This window comes from Bradyrhizobium daqingense, assembly GCF_021044685.1.
GTDB classification, from domain to species: Bacteria; Pseudomonadota; Alphaproteobacteria; order Rhizobiales; family Xanthobacteraceae; genus Bradyrhizobium; species Bradyrhizobium daqingense.
In genome coordinates, this window is record NZ_CP088014.1 from 1073014 (window position 1) to 1091875 (window position 18862).

Sequence of the window (18862 nt, forward strand, 5' to 3'; positions counted from 1 at the left end):
GCCGCATTGTGGCGGGCGAAGAGGTCGCGGCCCGATTTATTTCTGCACGCAAATCACCTCACTATGACGACGTTCATTGCGCATTCAGACGCAGGTTGCAATCGCCTCACATGTGTTCGCTCGCCTCATGTGTGATGCCGCGACGTGCATCCGTCGCAGGATTAGGCGTGAGCGGTCCGTTTGGTCCGCGTCGTGGAATCTCTTCGGGGACGTGTGGCGGCAATTCGTCCGGCGGCGCCGGCGCGTCGGGCTCGCGCACTGGCGGGGCGATGTCAGGCTGCGGGTTGCCAGGCGGAATTCCCGGCGGGGGCTCGGTGGGAGTCCCCGGTGTCGCCGGCGGAATCTCGGGTGGCTCGATCGGCATCGGCACTTTCGCGATCTGTTGTCCGAAGGACAACAACGATGCTGCCGAGCCGATGTTCCTCCTTGCCGCGGCGGAATCCGGCTTATCCCGGTGTATGACAGACGGCCTCGATGTTGTGGCCATCGGGATCGAGCACGAACGCGCCGTAATAGTTCGCATGGTAATGCGGGCGGATGCCGGGCGGGCCGTTGTCGCGCCCACCCGCCGCGATCGCCGCCTTGTAGAACGCGTCCACCGTGGCGCGGTCTTCGGCGCGAATGGCGATGTGCACAGGCTTGTTCATCGCACCTTCGCCGCCGATCCAGAAATCCGGCTTGCCGTCGGCGCCAAAGCCTGCAGCCGCGGCGTGCCCGGTCTGCTCCGCCGTCACTTCCATGATCAGGACGTAGCCGAGCGGCGCCAGCGCCTTGCTGTAGAACGCCTTGGCGCGCTCATAGTCAGAGACCGAGAAGCCCAGATGGTCGATCATCGCTACCTCCGTTGTTCGCTCCTGTCAGCGCGACAGGAACGTATTGCTCCGTGTCTTGCGCAGGATGGCAAAGCCGCGCGCGACCATGTCGGCAATACAGTCCTGCTGCCATTCGTTTTGTGACAGGTGCTCGATGACGACCGCGCGCGGCCACAGCGATGGTGGCGCGTCGCGGAAGAAACCGATCAGCACGCGGTCCTCAAAACCCTCGACGTCGATCTTGAGCGAATCGACCTGTGTGACGCCTGCCTCGTCGAGAATGCGCGTCAGGCGCAGCGACGGCACCTTGATCGCGTCGGTGCTGGCGGGGCCGGTGACGACATGCGTGGCGCCGAGATTACCGCCGCCGGTCTCGATCATCAGCTCGCCGTCGTTGTCGCCCGCAGCAGCCTGCACCAGGTGTACCTGCGTCGCATGCGAGGCGGCGTGATTGAACGCCAGCCGTGCAAATGTCAGGGGATGCGGTTCGATCGCGACGACCTTGCCGTTGGCGCCGACCTGCCGCGCCATCACCAGCGCGAAGGTGCCGACATTGGCGCCGACATCGACGAATGTGCCGCCCATCGGGGTGTGCTGGCGCAGGAAGTCGAGTTCGTCGAGATTGTAGTCGGGATTGAACAGCGCGCCGCGCTCGGTGGCGCTACCCTGGTGATAGAGACGAAACGAGGCACCCTGGTATTGCACGTCGACCGGGCCGCTGCGCAGCAAATTGACCAGCCGCGACATCCAGGGACGGAACGCGCCGCGCTTCAGCCCCGATCGTGTCGCGAGGCTGATGATCGCGGCCTGCGCGGCATTCGGCGCAAACGCGCCGAACGGCGCGGACGAAGGAGCGTTGTCGGGCGTCAAGCAGGCAGTCCTCATTGCAGGCGGCGCATGCATAGCCGGTTTTGATGAGAGCCACAATTTCGGTGTCGTTCCGGGGCGCGAAGCGAGCCCGGGACCCATAACCAAAGGGGGGAAGTGAGGCGCGAGATGCCCACTCCGAGTCTTCGCAAAAGTTCACCCTGGGGGTTATGGTCCCGCATTTGCGCGCGCGCTTGTGGCGCGCGTGTCCGGGACGACAGAGAGAGTGCTACGCCGCCTTTTTCGGCGCCTTGCGCTGGCGCAGGAATCGCCCGAGCAGCTTGCGCCTGCCCTTGCGTGGGATCAGGTCGATGTCGCTGACGAGCTTGGCGCCGCCCTTGCGGCGCTCCAGCACGATCTTGCGGCTGTGAAAGGCCTCCAGCTCGGCGCGATGCGCGACGCTGACGATGGTCGCCTTGGGCAGTGCATCGGTGACCGTCTTCATCATCTTGTCCTGGCTCTTCTCGTCGAGCGCGGAGGTGGCCTCGTCGAGCACGACGATGTCGGGTTTGTGCAGCAGCAGCCGGGCGAAGGCGAGGCGCTGCTTCTCGCCGCCAGATAGCGTCTGGTCCCACGGCGCTTCCTCTTCGATCTTCTCCTTGAGATGATCGAGGCCGACCTCGTGCAGGGCCTCGCTGATCTCCTCAATCGTCCAGTCCTCGGCCGCGCCCGGATACGCCACCGCACGGCGCAGGGATCCCGAGGGCACGTAAGGCCGTTGCGGCAGCATGAACAGCCGACGGTCGGGATGGAAATTCACGCTGCCGCCGCCCCAGGGCCAGAGCCCCGCGATGGCGCGCACGAGCGTGCTCTTGCCGGTGCCGGATTCGCCGGCGACCAGGAGCCGCTCGCCCGGTTCGATCACCACTTCGGTCTCGCCGACCACGGCTGTGCCATCGTCGAGCGTGACCGAGAGATCGTTCAATTCCAGCATGGCATCGTTGCTGGTCTCGCCGCGCTTGATGCGGCCGAGGCCGTCACCCTGTTCTGCGCGTTCGAGGCCATCGAGCGACATCATCAGCGAGGCGATGCGGCGCGCGCAGGCGTTCCAGTCGGCGAGCCGCGGATAATTGTCCACCAGCCAGCCGAATGCACTCTGCACGATGGTGAAGGCAGAGGCTGCCTGCATCACCTGGCCCAGCGTCATGCTGCCCTCGAGGAATTTTGGCGCGCAGAGCAGGAGAGGCACCACGGGCGCCACGAGGCTGGAGCCCTGCGAGACCAGCGTGGTGCGCATGTGTTGGCCCGCGAGTCGTGCCCATTGCTTGAGCACGCCAGTGAAATTGCGGTCGATGCCGCCGCGCTCTTCTTCTTCGCCGCCGAGGAGCGCGATGCTCTCGCCGTTTTCGCGCACGCGCGTCAGCGTGTAGCGGAAATCGGCCTCGGCCTGGTTCTTGGCCTCGGACACCTGCACGAAGCGGCGGCCGATCACGACGATCGAGCCGGATGCGATCGCGGCGTAGACGATCGCGGCGATCACCAGGAAGCCGGGAATGGTGATGCTCGAACCGCCGAGCGTGACGGTGAGCGCGCCGCCGATGGTCCAGAGCACGACGATGAAGGTCACGGCCGACAGCAGCGCAGAGGTCACGCCGGCGAGGAAATCGACCGGTGAATCGGTCGCGATGCGCAAATCCTCGGCGATCCGGTATTCCGGATTCTTGTGGTCGCCGCCGACGAGATTGAGCTGGTAGTAGCGCCCGTTGGCGAGCCAGCGCGTCAGCACGCTGCTCGTCAGCCAGGCGCGCCAGCGCCGCTGGATGCTCATGCGCGCGAACACCTGCGCCACGGCGAGCACGATGCTGCCGATCGCGAGCGGGAAGAACACCGCCGTGAGATGGAAGACGCTGGCCGCATCGCGCTTCTCGATGGCGTCGAAGATCGCGCGATTCCAGATATTGATGCCGTATTGGAAGCCGACGGTGAGGACGATCAGCACGCCGAGGCCGACCGAGAACGGCCAGGCCAGGCGATCGCCATGGCGTCCCCAGAAGCCGCGCGCGCTGATCCAGAACCGCGTCAGCAGATAATCCTTGCGGACCTGCTCGGCTTCCTCGGGCGACAGTTCGGGATCGGGTTCGACGAGCGCCGGCGGCGGCGGTTCCACTTCATCGCCGTTCTCGCCCTTGATCTCGCTAATGGGCGGCTTCTTGCCCTGTTTGCGCTTGGTGGCCGGCTTGTCCATAGCCGGACAACGCAAAGGAAATCAAACGGTTCCCTTTGGTTCCAGGCGCAGTCACTCGGCGGCGCCGTCGCGCACCCGCCGCAGCCGCGCGGCCCGGTGCAGGACTCGCGACAATTCCTCGATCGAATAGGGTTTCTGCACGAGATCGAAGCCGGCCGCGCCCTCCTGTGACAGGGCCTGGCTGTAACCCGTGGTCAGCACGACTGGCACGCCGATGCCGCGCTCGCGGATCGCCTTTGCCAGATCGAGTCCGGTCATGCCCGGCATCACCACGTCCGAGAACACGACGTCGAAACGATCCGCGTCCACCACGAGCTCGGCGAGCGCATCGGTGGCATTGTCGACCAGGGTGATGCTGTAGCCGAGTTCGGTGAGGCCGTCGGCGGCAAAATTGGCGAGCTCGATATTGTCCTCGACCACCAGCACCGACATGCCGCTGCCGGCCACCGCCGGTGCGGTGTTCGGCGCGTGCCGCTGGGGCAAGAGGTCCGGCGGTACGCGCGGCAGATAGAGCGAGAAGGTGCTGCCGTGCCCGACCTCGCTCGTCACCGTCACCTCGCCGCCGGATTGCCGGGCGAAGCCGAACACCTGGGACAGGCCGAGACCGGTGCCGTGACCGACCTGCTTGGTGGTGAAGAACGGCTCGAAGATGCGCCCGAGGCGCGCGGCCGGAATGCCTATTCCGGTATCGCTGACCGTGATGCGGACGAAGCCATGGTTGCCGGTGGCAGGAGCCGCCGTGGCCGGAATGGCCGTCGTAGCCTCGACCGCGAAGGTGATCCTGCCCTTGCCCTGCATGGCATCGCGCGCATTGGTCGCCATGTTGATCAGCGCCGTCTCGAACTGGCCGGCATCGGCATTGACGAGACAGGGCTCCGCCGGCAGCCGCATCGCGATCTCGATGGCGGGGCCGAGCAGCGTCGCAAGCATGTCGTGGAGCGACTGCACTCGCTGGCCGACGTCGAACACCTCCGGCTTCAGGGTCTGGCGCCGCGCAAAGGCGAGCAGCTGGGAGGTCAGCTTGGCCGCGCGCGCGACCGAATCCGCGATGGCGGTGATGTAGCGCTGCCGCCGCTCCTCCGTCAGTTGCGGCCGGTTGAGCAGGTCGACCGAGGCGCGGATCACGGTGAGCAGATTGTTGAAGTCGTGCGCGACGCCGCCGGTGAGCTGCCCGAGCGCCTCCAGGCGCTGGCTGTGCTTGAGCGCATCCTCGGCTTCGCGCCGTGCGGCAGCCTCGGCCTGAAGATGCTGGGTGCGGCGGAATGCGAAGGCGAGCAGCAGGAACAACAGCGCGGTGGCGGGAATGCCGAACACCAGATGCTGGCCGATGGTCGCGAACCATCGTGCCTGGATCGCGGAGGTCTCGAACCCGGCGCTGACATAGATGGGATATTCGGCGATGCGCCGGTAGCCGATGCGGCGCTCGATTCCGTCCGACGGCCAGGCCACGGTGATCAGGCCATGCTCGGGGCTCGACGCGATCTTCTGGCCGACCGGGCCGCCCGGATCGAGCCGGAAGTCGCGGTCGAGCCGCGGGAAATGCGCGAGCACGGCGCCATCCGTGCGCCCCATCGCGAAGAAGCTGCCGGGATCGGAGCCGATCCTGGCATAGAAGCTCTCGAAATATTCCGGCAGGACCGAGGCCTGGATCACGCCGATGAAATTGCCGTCGTCGGACTCGCGGCGGCGGCTCATCCCGAAGAAGCGGGCGCCCTGATAGGGCGGGCGCGGCGTCAGGGCCGTGCCGATGTGGGTGCCGATGCTCTGGTCGACATGGGCGTAGAAATAGTCGCGGTCCGCAAAGCCGAGCGCCGGCGGCGGCGAGGCGAGGCTGTTGACCAGCGCCTTCCCATCCGCATCGAAGATCCAGGCCGATTTGAGCTGCGGCAGCGAATCGGCCAGCCGCTTCAGGCGGCGGTGCAATGCCGACTCGCGCGCGCGGATGGTGTCGTCGGGAAGGCCGCGCACGACCTCGCCCAGCTCGGCAAGGCTGCGGTCGATGGTCTCGAACACCTTGAGCGCATGCTCATGCGCGACGTCCAGCGTTCGCTCGATCTCGCGGTCGGCGGTATCCTTGGTCGAGGTGTAGGAGATCGCGGAGGCGATAGCGAACAGCGCAATCGGAAGCGCCAGGGATGCCGCCATCATCCACTGCAACAATTTTAGCGAATTGCGTTGCGCGCCCTGCACGGCTCCGGTCCCTGACCGGAGCTTAGCTGACTTTCCCGCTCGGAAGGAAGTCGCTTGTGATGGGAACCGGAGGTTGTATTACGCCGGCTCACGCGTGAAGCGTCGCGGGGACGAATTCCGCTGCGGCGGGCCGCGCCCGCAGAATGCCTGGCCGTTCAGGCCGGGGATCGCAGCATAACGCTCTCTAGATCTGCCGCTCGACCATCTTGAGCTTGAGCTCGGCGATGGCTTCCGCGGGGTTGAGGCCCTTCGGACAGGCCTTGGCGCAGTTCATGATGGTGTGGCAGCGATAGAGGCGGAACGGATCCTCGAGATTGTCCAGCCGTTCGCCGGTCGCCTCGTCGCGCGAATCGGACACCCAGCGGTTGGCCTGGAGCAGGGCCGCGGGGCCGAGATAGCGCTCGCTGTTCCACCAATAGCTCGGGCAGGAGGTCGAGCAGCAGGCGCACAGGATGCACTCGTAGAGGCCGTCGAGCTTCTCGCGGTCCTCGTGGCTCTGGCGCCATTCCTTCTGCGGCGTCGGCGAGGTCGTCTTCAGCCACGGCTCGACCGAAGCGTACTGCGCGTAGAAATTGGTGAGGTCGGGAACGAGATCCTTCACGACAGGCTGGTGCGGCAGCGGGTTGATCTTGACCGCGCCATCCTTCACGTCGTGCATCGAGCGGGTGCAGGCCAGCGTGTTCTGGCCGTCGATGTTCATCGCGCAGGAGCCGCAGACACCTTCGCGGCAGGAGCGGCGGAAGGTCAGCGACGGGTCGATGTGGTTCTTGATCCAGATCAGGCCGTCCAGCACCATCGGACCGCAATCATTGGTGTCGACGTAATAGGTGTCGACGCTCGGATTCTTGCCGTCGTCCGGGTTCCAGCGATAGACCTTGAACTCACGGAGCTCGGTTGCGCCCGCGGGCTTCGGCCAGGTCTTGCCGCCGGTGATTTTGGAGTTCTTCGGAAGTGCGAATTCAACCATAAGTCCTGCCTCTGGTTTCTTTCGTCATGCGCGAGCTTGCCCCGCGCATCCATCTTTAAGGGATGGATTGCCGGGTTGAGCCCGGCAATGACAAGCAGCAATCAATACACACGCGCCTTCGGCGGGATGTACTGCACGTCGTTGGTCATGGTGTAGTTGTGAACCGGGCGATACTCGATCTTGACCTTGCCGGCATCGTCCAGCCAGGTCAGCGTGTGCTTCATCCAGTTCTTGTCGTCGCGCTCGGAGAAGTCCTCGCGGGCATGTGCGCCGCGGCTCTCGGTGCGGTTGGCGGCCGAGTTCATCGTCACCACCGCCTGCGAGATCAGATTGTCGAATTCGAGCGTCTCGACGAGATCCGAATTCCACACCAGCGAGCGGTCGGACACCGCGATGTCGGTGATGCCGCTGTGGACCTTCGCGATCAGGTTCTGGCCTTCGCTGAGCACTTCGCCGGTGCGGAACACCGCGCAATTGGTCTGCATCACATTCTGCATGCCTTCGCGCAGCTTCGCCGTCGGCGTGCCGCCGGAGGCGTAGCGGTAATGGTCGAGGCGGCCGAGCGCGAGCTCAGCCGAGTTCGACGGCAGCTCGGGCTGCTTGGCATTGGGTGTGAGCTTCTCGGCGAGGCGGAGCGCCGCGGCGCGGCCGAACACCACGAGGTCGATCAGCGAGTTGGAGCCGAGGCGGTTGGCGCCGTGCACGGAGACGCAGGCGGCTTCGCCGATCGCCATCAGGCCGGGGATGATGGCGTTGTCGTCGCCGTCCCTCTTGGTCAGCACTTCGCCGTGATAGTTGGTGGGGATGCCGCCCATGTTGTAGTGCACGGTCGGCACGATCGGGATCGGCTCGCGCGTCACGTCGACATTGGCGAAGATCTTCGCGGATTCGGAGATACCGGGCAGCCGCTCGGCGAGCACCGCGGGATCGAGATGGTCGAGATGCAGGAAGATGTGGTCCTTCTTCTTGCCGACGCCGCGGCCTTCGCGGATCTCGATGGTCATCGCGCGCGAGACGACGTCGCGCGAGGCGAGATCCTTTGCCGACGGCGCGTAGCGCTCCATGAAACGCTCGCCCTCGGAGTTGACGAGATAGCCGCCTTCGCCGCGCGCGCCCTCGGTGACGAGGCAGCCCGATCCGTAGATGCCGGTCGGGTGGAACTGCACGAACTCCATATCCTGCATCGGCAGACCGGCGCGCAGCACCATGCCGCCGCCGTCGCCGGTGCAAGTGTGCGCCGAGGTGCAAGAAGCATAGGCGCGGCCGTAGCCGCCGGTCGCCAGAATCGTGGTCTGGGCGCGGAAGCGGTGCAGCGTGCCGTCGTCGAGCTTGAGCGCGATGACACCGCGGCAGGTGCCCTGGTCGTCCATGATCAGGTCGATGGCGAAGAACTCGATGAAGAATTCGGCCGCGTGGCGCAGCGACTGGCCGTACATCGTGTGCAGCATGGCGTGGCCGGTGCGGTCGGCGGCGGCGCAGGTGCGCTGCGCCTGGGCCTTGCCGAACTCGGTGGTCATGCCGCCGAACGGACGCTGGTAGATCTTGCCGTCCTCGGTGCGCGAGAACGGCACGCCCCAATGCTCGAGCTCGTAGACCGCGTCGGGCGCGTTGCGCACCATGTATTCGATCGCGTCCTGGTCGCCGAGCCAGTCCGACCCCTTCACGGTGTCGTACATGTGCCAGCGCCAGTCGTCCTTGTGCATGTTGCCGAGCGAGGCGGAGATGCCGCCCTGCGCCGCGACCGTGTGCGAGCGGGTCGGAAACACCTTGGTGATGCAGGCGGTGCGCAGGCCCGCTTCGCCGCAGCCGACCACGGCGCGCAGGCCGGCGCCGCCGGCACCGACGACGACGACGTCGTAGGTGTGGTCTTCGATCGGATAGGCCTTGCCGTTGGTGGCGGGAGCGCTGTTGCCCGAGCCATTCGTTGTGTTGGCCATGGGTTACACTCCGGAGGACAGTTTCAGGATCGCGTAGGTCGAGGCGAGCGCCACCGCGGCCGAGAAGAAGTTGTTGAGCATGATCGCCGTGAGCTTCAGCTTCTCGTTATGGACGTAGTCCTCGATCACCACCTGCATGCCGATCTTCATGTGCCACACGCAGGCGAAGATGAAGAGCAGCAGGATCACCGCGACGGGAATCGAGCTCAGGGTCTGCGCAGCGTAGACCTGGTTGCGGCCGACCAGCATGATGATGATCACCAGCGCCGGGATCATCAGCAGCGTCATGGCGACGCCGGTGATGCGCTGGCGCCAGAAATCGGACGTGCCGGAATGCGCGGCGCCGAGATTGCGGACGCGGCCGAGCGGGGTGCGCATGCTGCGCTTCGGCGTATCGGGCGCGCTCATCGGCCGCCTCCGTTCGCATAGGCGATGATCCAGATCAGCACCGTCAGCACGATGCCGCCGATCAGGGCGCCCCAGGTCAGCGCTTCGCGCTCATTGGCCTTGAAGCCGTAGCCGAGATCCCAGACGAAATGCCGGATGCCGCTGAGCATATGGTGCATCAAGGCCCAGGTGTAGCCGAACACGATCAGCCGGCCGATGATGCTGCTGGAGAAGGCCTGGACGTGCGCGTAAGCGGCCGGCCCGGAGGCCGCGGCAACCAGCCACCAGACCAGCAGCAGGGTTCCGACATAGAGGGCAATACCGGTGGCGCGATGGACGATGGACAGCGCCATCGTCAGCGTCCAGCGGTACACTTGCATGTGTGGCGAGAGGGGTCGTTCGATCCGTGCGGTCATGGGCTTTGATGTTGTATGGCGGCCCGTAAGGGGGCGCGCGGGGATCGGAAAGGTCGGCTCTATTTACGGAGTCGATTTCCCCCGCGCAATCACCAAATGGCCATAAATCGAACCGGGGTTCAGCTCTAGAGCCTTGATGAACCAAGGCCAATCAGCGGCTTGGTATACCAGGGCGTGGATCCACCAAGAAAGAACAGAATAAAAGTTCATTATTTGAGAAGTGAGCGCGATGCGTTGAAATTGCTATTGGAACGCATCTAAACGGACCATGCCGTCAAACGGTCGAGCGCGACCCAGACGAGGCGCCGATGAGACCCACGCACGCAACCCGCGTCCCGATCCGATCCCACCTGCTCCGAATTGGATATGCGCACTCTGCATCCCACCCCAGCCGGGAGGCACGACATGTCGACCGCGGGAATCAGATCGCCTAATGCTCACCGAGCAACGTTCCGCAAGCGACGGCTCGGAGAGGTTGCAGCCAGTCGCCGGGGCAGGTCAGGGGTGATCGCAGGTCTTGATATCAAGGAAATCGTCGAGCTGGCGCTGTTGCTGATCGCAACAGGCGCGCTCTCCGGATTCCTCGCCGGCGTATTCGGCATCGGCGGCGGCGCGATCCTCGTGCCTGTCTTCTACGAGTGCTTCCGCATTGCAGGCGTGCCGTTGGAGGTGCGCATGCCGCTGTGCGTCGGCACCTCGCTCGCGGTGATCATTCCGACCTCGATCCGCTCATTCCAGGCGCACTACAAGCGCGGCGCCGTCGACATGACGATCCTGCGGGCGTGGTGGCTGCCGATCATGATCGGCGTCGTCGCCGGCAGCGTGATCGCGCGCTACGCGCCCGAGCGGCTGTTCAAGATCGTGTTCGTCGCGGTCGCCTATTCGGCCGCCGCCCGCCTGATCTTCGCGCGCGAAGGCTGGAGGTTCGGCGAGGATCTGCCGAAGGGTCCCTTGATGCGCGCCTACGGCTTCTGCGTCGGCATTCTCTCGACCCTGATGGGCATCGGCGGCGGCTTGTTCTCGAACCTGCTGATGACGTTCTACGGCCGGCCGATCCACCAGGCGGTCGCGACCTCGTCGGCGCTCGCGGTGCTGATCTCGATCCCCGGCGCGCTCGGCTACATCTACGCGGGGTGGCCGGCGGCGGCGAATTATCCCGCCATTGCGGCGCTGCAAGTTCCGTTCGCGCTCGGCTACGTCTCGCTGATCGGTGCCGTGCTCGTGATGCCGATGAGCCTCGTCACGGCACCGCTCGGCGTGAAAGCCGCGCATGCGATGTCGAAGCGCACGCTGGAAGTCGCGTTCGGGGTCTATCTGTTCATCGTCGGCAGCCGGTTCGTGCTGAGCCTGGTGGGCGGGATGTAGTCGCCGCAACCTCCGTCATTGCGAGCGCAGCGAAGCAATCCAGGAATCTTTCCGCGGCGGCACTCTGGATTGCTTCGTCGAGCTCCTCGCGATGACGAGACGAGAGAGCGGTGTCCCACCTCACTTCTTCGCATAAATATCCTTGTAGGTCTCGCGCAGGATGTTCTTCTGCACCTTGCCCATGGTATTCCGCGGCAGCTCGTCGACGACGAAGACGCGCTTGGGCATCTTGAACTTGGCGAGGCGCCCGTCCAGTCCCTTCAGGATAGTCGCTTCATCGATGCTCGCGCCGGGCTGGCGCACCAGCACCGCCGTGACGCCCTCGCCGAAATCGGCATGAGGCACGCCGATGACGGCGGACTCGACCACGCCGGGCATCGCGTCGATCTCGCTCTCGATTTCCTTGGGATACACGTTGAAGCCGCCGGAGATGACGAGGTCCTTGCCGCGGCCGAGAATGTGGACGTAGCCCTTGCCGTCGATCTTGCCGAGATCGCCTGTGATGAAGAAGCCGTCGGGCCGGAATTCGGACTTGGTCTTCTCCGGCATGCGCCAATAGCCCTTGAAGACGTTCGGGCCCTTCACCTCGATCATGCCGATTTCTTCGCGCGGCAGCTCCTTGCCCGTCTCAGGATCGGTGACGCGCACCGAGACGCCGGGCAGCGGGAAGCCCACCGCGCCGGGCACGCGCTCGCCGTCATAGGGGTTCGAGGTGTTCATGTTCGTTTCGGTCATGCCATAGCGCTCGAGCACGGCGTGCCCGGTGCGGGCCGACCATTCGCGATGGGTCTCGGCCAGCAGCGGCGCCGAGCCCGAGATGAACAGGCGCATGTGCTTGGTCGTCTCGTGCGACAGCGCCGGATTTTGCAGGAGGCGCGTGTAGAAAGTCGGCACGCCCATCAGAACGGTGGCGCGCGCCATCAGCTTGATGATCAAGTCCGGATCGAGCTTCGGCAGGAAGATCATCGAGGCGCGCGCGAACAGCGTCACGTTGGTCGCAACGAACAGGCCGTGCGTGTGGTAGATCGGCAGCGCGTGGATCAAGACGTCCTTGTCGGTGAAGCGCCAGTAGTCGACGAGGCTGAGCGAGTTCGACGCGAGATTGTCGTGCGTCAGCATCGCGCCCTTGGAGCGCCCCGTGGTGCCTGACGTGTAGAGGATCGCCGCAAGATCGTCGTTTGCGCGCGACACCGTCGTGAACTCGCGGCTCGCCTTGTCGGCGGCGTCCGTCAGCGAGCCCTTGCCGTCGGGTCCGAGCGTCTCGACCTTGGCCTTCACCTTGGCCGCGATCGCCGCGAGGCCTTCCGCCTTGGAGGGATCGCAGACCACCAGCGACGGCTCGGCATCGCCGATGAAATAGTCGAGCTCGTTCAGCGTATAGGCGGTGTTGAGCGGCAGGTAGACTGCGCCGGCCCGTACCGTGCCGAGATACAGCACGATGTTGGCGACCGATTTCTCCACTTGCACGGCGACGCGGTCGCCGGGCTTCACGCCGCGTGCGACCAGCACATTGGCCATCTGCCCGGCCCGCGCGATCAGATCGCCATAGCTGATATGCGCGCCGTCATGCGTCTCGATCGCGAGGCGCTTGGGATCGGAAAGGCCGTCGAACAGGCGGGAAAACAGGTTGGCGTCGGCAGCTTGGTTCATGCAACATTCCTCGCCGGCAGAGGCCGGTCAAAACCGAGGGCTGGATTAGCAAAAACCGCCCCGCACAAGCAACGGAGACAGTTTGCATGACAAAAACCGGGAAACGCGTAGCCTGGGTCACGGGCGGCGGCAGCGGGATCGGGGAGGCCGGCGCCGAGGCACTGGCGGCCGATGGCTGGACGGTGGTGGTCTCGGGCCGGCGCAAAGAGGCCCTCGATGCCGTCGTCGCGAAGATCACCAAGGCGGGCGGGGCGGCCGAGGCGATCGCGCTGGATGTATCCAACGCCACCGAAGCCCAGAAGGCGGCCGATCAGATCGTCGCCACACACGGCCGGATCGATCTGTTGGTGAACAATGCCGGCATCAATGTCCCCAAGCGCAGCTGGAAGGACATGGAACTCGAAGGCTGGGATCAGCTGGTTCAGGTCAATCTCAACGGCGTGCTCTATTGCATGCGCGCGGTGCTGCCGACCATGCGCAAGCAGCAGGACGGCGCGATCATCAACGTCTCGTCCTGGGCCGGCCGCCACGTCTCGAAGATGCCGGGCCCGGCCTACACCACGACCAAGCACGCGGTGCTGGCGCTGACCCATTCCTTCAACATGGACGAATGCGTCAACGGCCTGCGCGCCTGCTGCCTGATGCCGGGTGAGGTCGCGACGCCGATCCTGAAGCTGCGCCCGGTGGTGCCGAGCGAGGACGAGCAGGCGAAGATGCTGCAGTCCGACGATCTCGGTCGCACCATCGCCTTCATCGCCAGCATGCCGGCGCGCGTCTGCATCAACGAGGTGCTAATCAGCCCGACGCATAATCGCGGTTTCATTCAAACGCCGAACAACAGGGATTGAGGCGCGGGAGAGCCGCGAACTCGTCATTGCGAGCCACCGGGTCCGCGCGAAGCGCGGCCCGATGACATGCTCCGCGAAGCAATCCAGGAATGCGTCCGCAGAGACAGTCTGGATTGCTTCGTCGCAAGGGCTCCTCGCAATGACGGCTGAGCCTTCACACGAACATCCCGCCCCATAGTTTCAAGCATCACAAAGAATTTTTCTCCGAAACCGCCTCGCGAACCCTCCCGTAGTTCGGACCAACGACGGCACAGCTGCATCACCTCACTGTCGCAGACGCCGTTGTTGCCGCAACTCAACGCCGGCGATTGCCGGTCTCAATTCAATCGGGAGACTCTCCATGTCGAAGCGCATTGCCTATCTCGCTGCCGCCGCCTTCAGCGCCCTCGCCATCACCGCGACCGTCGTCGCGCCTGTCAGCGCCGAGGAGAAGACCGTCATGGTCGGCGGCGCGGCGATGTTCCCGTCAAAGAACATCGTCCAGAACGCGGTCAATTCGAAGGACCACACCACGCTGGTGGCTGCGGTGAAGGCGGCGGGCCTGGTGCCGACGCTGGAAGGCAAGGGCCCGTTCACGGTGTTCGCGCCGACCAACGCCGCCTTCGGCAAGCTGCCAGCCGGCACCGTCGACAACCTCGTCAAGCCCGAGAACAAGGCGACGCTGACCAAGATCCTCACCTATCACGTGGTGCCCGGCAAGCTCGCGGCCACCGATCTCACCGACGGCAAGAAGCTGAAGACCGCCGAGGGCGAGGAGCTGACGGTGAAGAAGCAGGACGGCAAGGTCTGGATCGTCGATGCCAAGGGCGGCACGTCGATGGTGACGATCTCCAACGTCAATCAGTCCAACGGCGTCATCCATGTGGTCGACACCGTGCTGATGCCCGCGACGTAACACCGCGCGGTCCTGTTTCATCCCCGAACAGGATGCCTCGAGACAGCGAGCCGGGGGCGCCCGGCTCGCTTTTTTGTGACCGGCATGGCTGGCCGGTATAAATTCGATGCAGGACAGGCGTAACGAAAGCCGCAGGACCGGCGTATAATTGCTGTCACACGACCTTCAGGACGGAACCATCATGGCGAGCCTCACAGTCACGGACGAGCAGGTCGGAGCCACCCCGGCCAAAGTGATCCAGCCGGCTTGGGTGCGGATCATGCACTGGGTCAACGCGCTTGCCATGATCCTGATGATCCTGTCGGGCTGGCAGATCTACAACGCGTCGCCGCTGTTCGGCTTCACCTTCCCGCGCGAGTACACCCTCGGCGGCTGGCTCGGCGGCGGCCTGCTCTGGCATTTTGCCGCGATGTGGCTGTTGATGATCAATGGCCTCGCCTATCTCGTCACCGGTCTCGCCACCGGACGTTTCCGCAAGAAGCTGCTGCCGATCACGGCGTCCGGCGTGCTTCACGACGTCAGGGCCGCACTGACCTTCAAGCTCGGCCATGACGATCTCACGGTCTACAATTACGTGCAGCGCCTGCTCTATGCCGGCATCATCGTGGTCGGCGTGCTGATCGTGCTGTCCGGCCTTGCCATCTGGAAGCCGGTGCAGCTCTATTATCTCGTGATGCTGTTCGGCGATTATCCGGCCGCGCGGTACGTGCACTTCTTCTGCATGGCCGCGATCTGCGCCTTCCTCGTCATCCACGTCCTGCTCGCGCTGCTCGTGCCGAAGAGCCTGCGCGCGATGATCATCGGTCGCTAGAGCATGATCCGGAAAAGTGTGAAGCGGTTTTCCGACAAGATCATGCTTAGAATAGATATGTGAGGCGAACATGGCCAAGCGTTCATTCCTGATCCCCGGCGTCGATAAGCGGCTCCTGATCAAGGACTCCCTCAAGGCGATGCCCGACGTCACCCGCCGCCGCTTCATCGCGGGCGGCGCCAGCCTGGGGGCGCTGACGCTGCTCACGGGGTGCGACGTGATCGACTCGTCCTCAGCAGAGACCATGCTGGCGAAAGTGTCGAAGTTCAACGACGCGGTGCAGGCCTGGATGTTCAATCCCGACGCGCTGGCGCCGACCTTCCCCGAAAGCGCGATCACAAAACCGTTCCCGTTCAACGCCTATTATGATCTGGACGACGCACCGGACATCGACGGTAAAGACTGGAAGCTCGAGGTGCGCGGCCTCGTCGACAACAAGAAGTCATGGACGCTGGACGAGCTCTATCAATTGCCGCAGGTCACGCAGATCACGCGTCACATCTGCGTCGAGGGCTGGAGCGCGATCGGCAGTTGGACCGGCACGCCCATGCGCGATTTCCTCAAGCTGATCGGCGCCGACACGCGCGCCAAATACGTCTGGTTCCAGTGCGCCGACAAGGACGGCTACAATTCGCCTCTGGACATGCGCAGCGCGCTGCATCCGCAGACCCAGATGACGTTCAAATACGCGAACGAGATTTTGCCGCGCGCCTACGGCTTCCCGATGAAGATCCGCGTGCCGACGAAGCTCGGCTTCAAGAACCCGAAATACGTCGTCTCGATGGAAGTCACCAACGACTACAAAGGCGGCTATTGGGAAGACCAGGGATACAATTCGTTCAGTGGGAGCTAGCTCCCGCTGCCGTAGGGTGGGCAAAGCGAAGGGTGCCCACGCATTTCGTGCGATGGAGATATAGGTGGTGGGCACGGCGCTACGCGCTTTTGCCCACCCTACGACACCGGTTCCTTGGCTGGCCCCACCTTCCTCTGGCACAGCGCCGCGACTGCCCCGAGCGCCAGCAGCGCCGCCGAGACGTTCAGCGCGTAGCTCAGGCTCCCCAGCGCATCGGTGATCGCGCCGACCACGATCGGGCCGAGCGTCTGGCCGACGCCGAACGAGATCGTCATCGCCGCGATCGCGGTCGGCCACACCTTGGGCGGATAGTTGAAGCGGACGAAGGCGGTCGTCGAGCCGACCACGGCGAAGAAGGCAACGCCGAACACCACCGCGGAGACCGCGAGCAAAGCCGGCGAATGTCCGAACATCGGCAAGGCGGCGCCCAGCGCGTTGGTGCCGAGGATGATGGCGGTGGCGAGCCCGCCGCGATCCAGCGCCAGCACGCGGCGCCAGGCCCAGGGCGTAACGAAGGCGCTCAGCCCGATCAGGCTCCAGAACGCCGCCTGTGCCGCGGCCCCGCCGCCGCCGTCGCGCACATAGGCGATCATGAAGGTCATGTAGGCGATGTAGCCGGCGCCGAACAGGAAGTAGCCGGCGAGATAGATCAGCACCGGCAGGAGCGCGAACGAGGCGTGGCTGCCTTCGGAGAAGCGGGTGCTGCTCTCGATCCGGATCAGGAACAGCGGGATCGTCATCGCGACGGACAATAGCGTCAGCGCCCACCAGACGATCCACCACGAGCCCGGGCCGAAATATTGCAGCGTGAACGGGGCGATCAGCCCGGAGGACAAAATGCCGATGCCCGGTCCGGCATAGAACAGGCTCAGCAGGAAATTCGCCCGCTCGGGGCGCGACTGCGCAATGGTGGCGGCCAGCGCGCCGCCGGCGACGAAGCCGGCCGCCGCGCCCAGGCCCAGCACGAGGCGCGCCAGGCTCAGCGCGACGAAATTGCCCGTCAGCGCGCAGGTCGCGAGCGCGGCGACGCAGGCCAGTGTTCCCAGGCGGATCGCCGCCGCCCAGCCGATGCGCTGGATCAGCCGCGACGCCACCAGCGCGCCCACGAGGTAGCCGACGGCATTGATGGTGTTCATGAAACCGGCTGCCGAGTAGGACCAGCCGAGGTCCTCCCGCATGTCCGGCAGCACCAGCGCATAGGCAAAGCGGCCGATGCCGAGCCCGACCGTCGCCGCCAGCGACAGGGTCAGGATCAGCCGCGCGGGATGGGCGATGGACGGGGACTGGTCAGGGGCGTGCAAAGGGTACTCCGGCGGCGCGAGTGTGGCAGGCCCTATCCGCTTTGCACAGCCGGCTCCCCGGCAATGGTGTCTTGCCAAGCGCGCAACGCCGCTCTAGCACTCCGGCCGAAATTCATGCCCGCTCGTCATGCCAAGGGGTTTACTTGGCTTGACCCGGGCACCCATCCTTTCAAGAAAGCTGGATTGCCGGGTCAAGCCCGGCAATGACGAGATAAACTGAGGACACGACCATGGCGACCCACAAACTGCTGCTGCTCCCCGGTGACGGTATCGGCCCCGAGGTGATGGGCGAGGTGAAGCGGCTGATCGACTGGCTCAATTCGGCCGGGATCGCCAGGTTCGAGACCGACACCGGCCTCGTCGGCGGCTCCGCCTATGACGCGCACAAGGTGTCGATCTCCGAGGGCGACATGGCCAAGGCCAAGGATGCCGACGCCGTGATCTTCGGCGCCGTCGGCGGCCCGAAGTGGGATGCCGTGCCTTACGAGGTGCGCCCCGAGGCCGGCCTGCTCCGCCTGCGCAAGGATCTCGCTCTGTTCGCCAACCTCCGTCCGGCCGTCTGCTATCCGGCGCTGGCGGATGCCTCCAGCCTGAAGCGCGACGCCATCGAGGGCCTCGACATCGTCATCGTGCGCGAGCTCACCGGCGGCGTCTATTTCGGCGAGCCCAAGACCATCACCGATCTCGGCAACGGCCAGAAGCGGGCCATCGATACCCAGGTCTACGACACCTATGAAATCGAGCGCATCGGCCGCGTCGCCTTCGAGCTTGCCAGGAAGCGCAAGAACAAGGTGACGTCGATGGAGAAGCGCAACGTCATGAAGTCGGGCGTGCTCTGGAACGAGGTCATGACCCAGGTCCACAAGCGCGAGTATCTCGACGTCACGCTCGAGCATCAGCTCGCCGATTCCGGCGGCATGATGCTGGTGAAATGGCCGAAGCAGTTCGATGTCATCGTCACCGACAATCTGTTCGGCGACATGCTGTCCGACATCGCGGCGATGCTAACCGGCTCGCTCGGCATGCTGCCTTCCGCCTCGCTTGGCGAGGTGGATGTGAAGAGCAAGAAGCGCAAGGCGCTGTACGAACCCGTGCACGGCTCGGCGCCTGACATCGCCGGCAAGGGCCTCGCCAATCCCATCGCGATGATCTCGTCCTTCGGCATGGCGCTGCGCTACTCCTTCGACATGGGCGATCTCGCCGACAAGGTCGATGCCGCGATCGCCGCCGTACTCGCCAGCGGCCTGCGCACCGCCGACATCAAGTCGGAAGGCACCACCGCCGTCTCGACCACGCAGATGGGCGAAGCGATCCTGAAGGAATTGCAGAAACTGCACGCGTAGGCGGCAAGCGCCGCAATCGTAGGGTGGGCAAAGCG

Annotated in this window: 17 protein-coding genes; 6 read left to right on the forward strand and 11 right to left on the reverse strand. The window is 64.9% G+C overall.

What is annotated here, in order from left to right; genetic code table 11:
• Positions 1 to 106: 106 nt before the first annotated feature.
• The 9 genes from LPJ38_RS04940 to sdhC all read right to left on the reverse strand — a co-directional run bounded on the left by LPJ38_RS04940 (position 107) and on the right by sdhC (position 9761).
• On the reverse strand, positions 107 to 364 hold the full coding sequence (locus LPJ38_RS04940) for a hypothetical protein (protein WP_145630290.1): 258 nt from the start codon (positions 362 to 364) through the stop codon (positions 107 to 109).
• Between the two features lie 82 nt (positions 365 to 446).
• Entirely contained in the window at positions 447 to 833 is a 387-nt protein-coding gene (locus LPJ38_RS04945) for a VOC family protein (protein ID WP_145630289.1), read from the reverse strand.
• A gap of 24 nt (positions 834 to 857) precedes the next feature.
• Positions 858 to 1682, reverse strand: a complete 825-nt coding sequence (locus LPJ38_RS04950) for an FkbM family methyltransferase (protein ID WP_167520329.1) — start codon at positions 1680 to 1682, stop codon at positions 858 to 860.
• A gap of 226 nt (positions 1683 to 1908) precedes the next feature.
• Complete coding sequence (locus tag LPJ38_RS04955; protein ID WP_145630287.1) at positions 1909 to 3864, reverse strand: ABC transporter ATP-binding protein/permease; 1956 nt, start codon at positions 3862 to 3864, stop codon at positions 1909 to 1911.
• Between the two features lie 51 nt (positions 3865 to 3915).
• Complete coding sequence (locus LPJ38_RS04960; RefSeq protein ID WP_145630286.1) at positions 3916 to 6054, reverse strand: hybrid sensor histidine kinase/response regulator; 2139 nt, start codon at positions 6052 to 6054, stop codon at positions 3916 to 3918.
• A gap of 184 nt (positions 6055 to 6238) precedes the next feature.
• On the reverse strand, positions 6239 to 7021 hold the full coding sequence (locus tag LPJ38_RS04965; RefSeq protein ID WP_100236830.1) for a succinate dehydrogenase iron-sulfur subunit: 783 nt from the start codon (positions 7019 to 7021) through the stop codon (positions 6239 to 6241).
• A gap of 101 nt (positions 7022 to 7122) precedes the next feature.
• Complete coding sequence (gene sdhA / locus LPJ38_RS04970; RefSeq protein ID WP_145630285.1) at positions 7123 to 8958, reverse strand: succinate dehydrogenase flavoprotein subunit; 1836 nt, start codon at positions 8956 to 8958, stop codon at positions 7123 to 7125.
• Positions 8959 to 8961: 3 nt separating this feature from the next.
• Positions 8962 to 9366 (reverse strand): succinate dehydrogenase, hydrophobic membrane anchor protein, encoded by a 405-nt coding sequence (gene sdhD / locus LPJ38_RS04975; RefSeq protein WP_145630284.1) that lies wholly within the window; start codon positions 9364 to 9366, stop codon positions 8962 to 8964.
• Positions 9363 to 9761: a succinate dehydrogenase, cytochrome b556 subunit gene (gene sdhC / locus LPJ38_RS04980; protein ID WP_145630283.1), complete on the reverse strand. Its 399-nt coding sequence runs from the start codon at positions 9759 to 9761 to the stop codon at positions 9363 to 9365. The genes sdhD and sdhC overlap by 4 nt, the downstream gene beginning before the upstream one ends.
• A 504-nt stretch (positions 9762 to 10265) precedes the next feature.
• Here sdhC and LPJ38_RS04985 point away from each other — a divergent pair.
• Positions 10266 to 11126 carry a sulfite exporter TauE/SafE family protein gene (locus LPJ38_RS04985; protein ID WP_145630282.1) on the forward strand — a complete coding sequence of 287 codons (861 nt, stop codon included), beginning with the start codon at positions 10266 to 10268 and terminating at the stop codon, positions 11124 to 11126.
• 120 nt (positions 11127 to 11246) lie between these two features.
• Here the strand turns inward: LPJ38_RS04985 and LPJ38_RS04990 are convergent, their stop codons facing one another.
• Complete coding sequence (locus tag LPJ38_RS04990; protein ID WP_145630281.1) at positions 11247 to 12776, reverse strand: malonate--CoA ligase; 1530 nt, start codon at positions 12774 to 12776, stop codon at positions 11247 to 11249.
• 86 nt (positions 12777 to 12862) lie between these two features.
• On the opposite strand from LPJ38_RS04990, the gene LPJ38_RS04995 reads away from it, so the two are divergent.
• The 4 genes from LPJ38_RS04995 (at position 12863) to LPJ38_RS05010 (ending at position 16183) form a co-directional block, all read left to right on the forward strand.
• Entirely contained in the window at positions 12863 to 13624 is a 762-nt protein-coding gene (locus LPJ38_RS04995; protein ID WP_145630280.1) for an SDR family oxidoreductase, read from the forward strand.
• 340 nt (positions 13625 to 13964) lie between these two features.
• On the forward strand, positions 13965 to 14519 hold the full coding sequence (locus LPJ38_RS05000; protein WP_060734475.1) for a fasciclin domain-containing protein: 555 nt from the start codon (positions 13965 to 13967) through the stop codon (positions 14517 to 14519).
• Positions 14520 to 14700: 181 nt separating this feature from the next.
• Positions 14701 to 15330 (forward strand): cytochrome b/b6 domain-containing protein, encoded by a 630-nt coding sequence (locus LPJ38_RS05005; protein ID WP_145630279.1) that lies wholly within the window; start codon positions 14701 to 14703, stop codon positions 15328 to 15330.
• Positions 15331 to 15400: 70 nt separating this feature from the next.
• A complete protein-coding gene (locus LPJ38_RS05010; RefSeq protein WP_145630278.1) occupies positions 15401 to 16183 on the forward strand; it encodes a molybdopterin-binding protein in 783 nt (260 codons plus the stop codon).
• A gap of 98 nt (positions 16184 to 16281) precedes the next feature.
• On the opposite strand, the gene LPJ38_RS05015 is transcribed toward LPJ38_RS05010, so the two are convergent.
• Positions 16282 to 17484 carry a YbfB/YjiJ family MFS transporter gene (locus tag LPJ38_RS05015; protein ID WP_145630277.1) on the reverse strand — a complete coding sequence of 401 codons (1203 nt, stop codon included), beginning with the start codon at positions 17482 to 17484 and terminating at the stop codon, positions 16282 to 16284.
• A gap of 230 nt (positions 17485 to 17714) precedes the next feature.
• On the opposite strand from LPJ38_RS05015, the gene leuB reads away from it, so the two are divergent.
• A complete protein-coding gene (leuB, locus tag LPJ38_RS05020; protein ID WP_145630276.1) occupies positions 17715 to 18827 on the forward strand; it encodes a 3-isopropylmalate dehydrogenase in 1113 nt (370 codons plus the stop codon).
• The last annotated feature ends 35 nt before the right edge of the window (positions 18828 to 18862 follow it).

What these genes read in the sequence shown, in the direction of transcription:
- sdhC (WP_145630283.1), bottom strand. Translation starts at nt 9,761, where the DNA reads ATGACCGCACGGATCGAACGACCCCTCTCGCCACACATGCAAGTGTAC.
- LPJ38_RS04995 (WP_145630280.1), top strand. Translation starts at nt 12,863, where the DNA reads ATGACAAAAACCGGGAAACGCGTAGCCTGGGTCACGGGCGGCGGCAGC.
- LPJ38_RS05010 (WP_145630278.1), top strand. Translation starts at nt 15,401, where the DNA reads ATGGCCAAGCGTTCATTCCTGATCCCCGGCGTCGATAAGCGGCTCCTG.
- LPJ38_RS04965 (WP_100236830.1), bottom strand. Translation starts at nt 7,021, where the DNA reads ATGGTTGAATTCGCACTTCCGAAGAACTCCAAAATCACCGGCGGCAAG.
- LPJ38_RS04955 (WP_145630287.1), bottom strand. Translation starts at nt 3,864, where the DNA reads ATGGACAAGCCGGCCACCAAGCGCAAACAGGGCAAGAAGCCGCCCATT.
- LPJ38_RS04990 (WP_145630281.1), bottom strand. Translation starts at nt 12,776, where the DNA reads ATGAACCAAGCTGCCGACGCCAACCTGTTTTCCCGCCTGTTCGACGGC.
- LPJ38_RS04945 (WP_145630289.1), bottom strand. Translation starts at nt 833, where the DNA reads ATGATCGACCATCTGGGCTTCTCGGTCTCTGACTATGAGCGCGCCAAG.
- LPJ38_RS05005 (WP_145630279.1), top strand. Translation starts at nt 14,701, where the DNA reads ATGGCGAGCCTCACAGTCACGGACGAGCAGGTCGGAGCCACCCCGGCC.
- sdhA (WP_145630285.1), bottom strand. Translation starts at nt 8,958, where the DNA reads ATGGCCAACACAACGAATGGCTCGGGCAACAGCGCTCCCGCCACCAAC.
- LPJ38_RS05000 (WP_060734475.1), top strand. Translation starts at nt 13,965, where the DNA reads ATGTCGAAGCGCATTGCCTATCTCGCTGCCGCCGCCTTCAGCGCCCTC.
- leuB (WP_145630276.1), top strand. Translation starts at nt 17,715, where the DNA reads ATGGCGACCCACAAACTGCTGCTGCTCCCCGGTGACGGTATCGGCCCC.
- sdhD (WP_145630284.1), bottom strand. Translation starts at nt 9,366, where the DNA reads ATGAGCGCGCCCGATACGCCGAAGCGCAGCATGCGCACCCCGCTCGGC.
- LPJ38_RS04940 (WP_145630290.1), bottom strand. Translation starts at nt 364, where the DNA reads ATGCCGATCGAGCCACCCGAGATTCCGCCGGCGACACCGGGGACTCCC.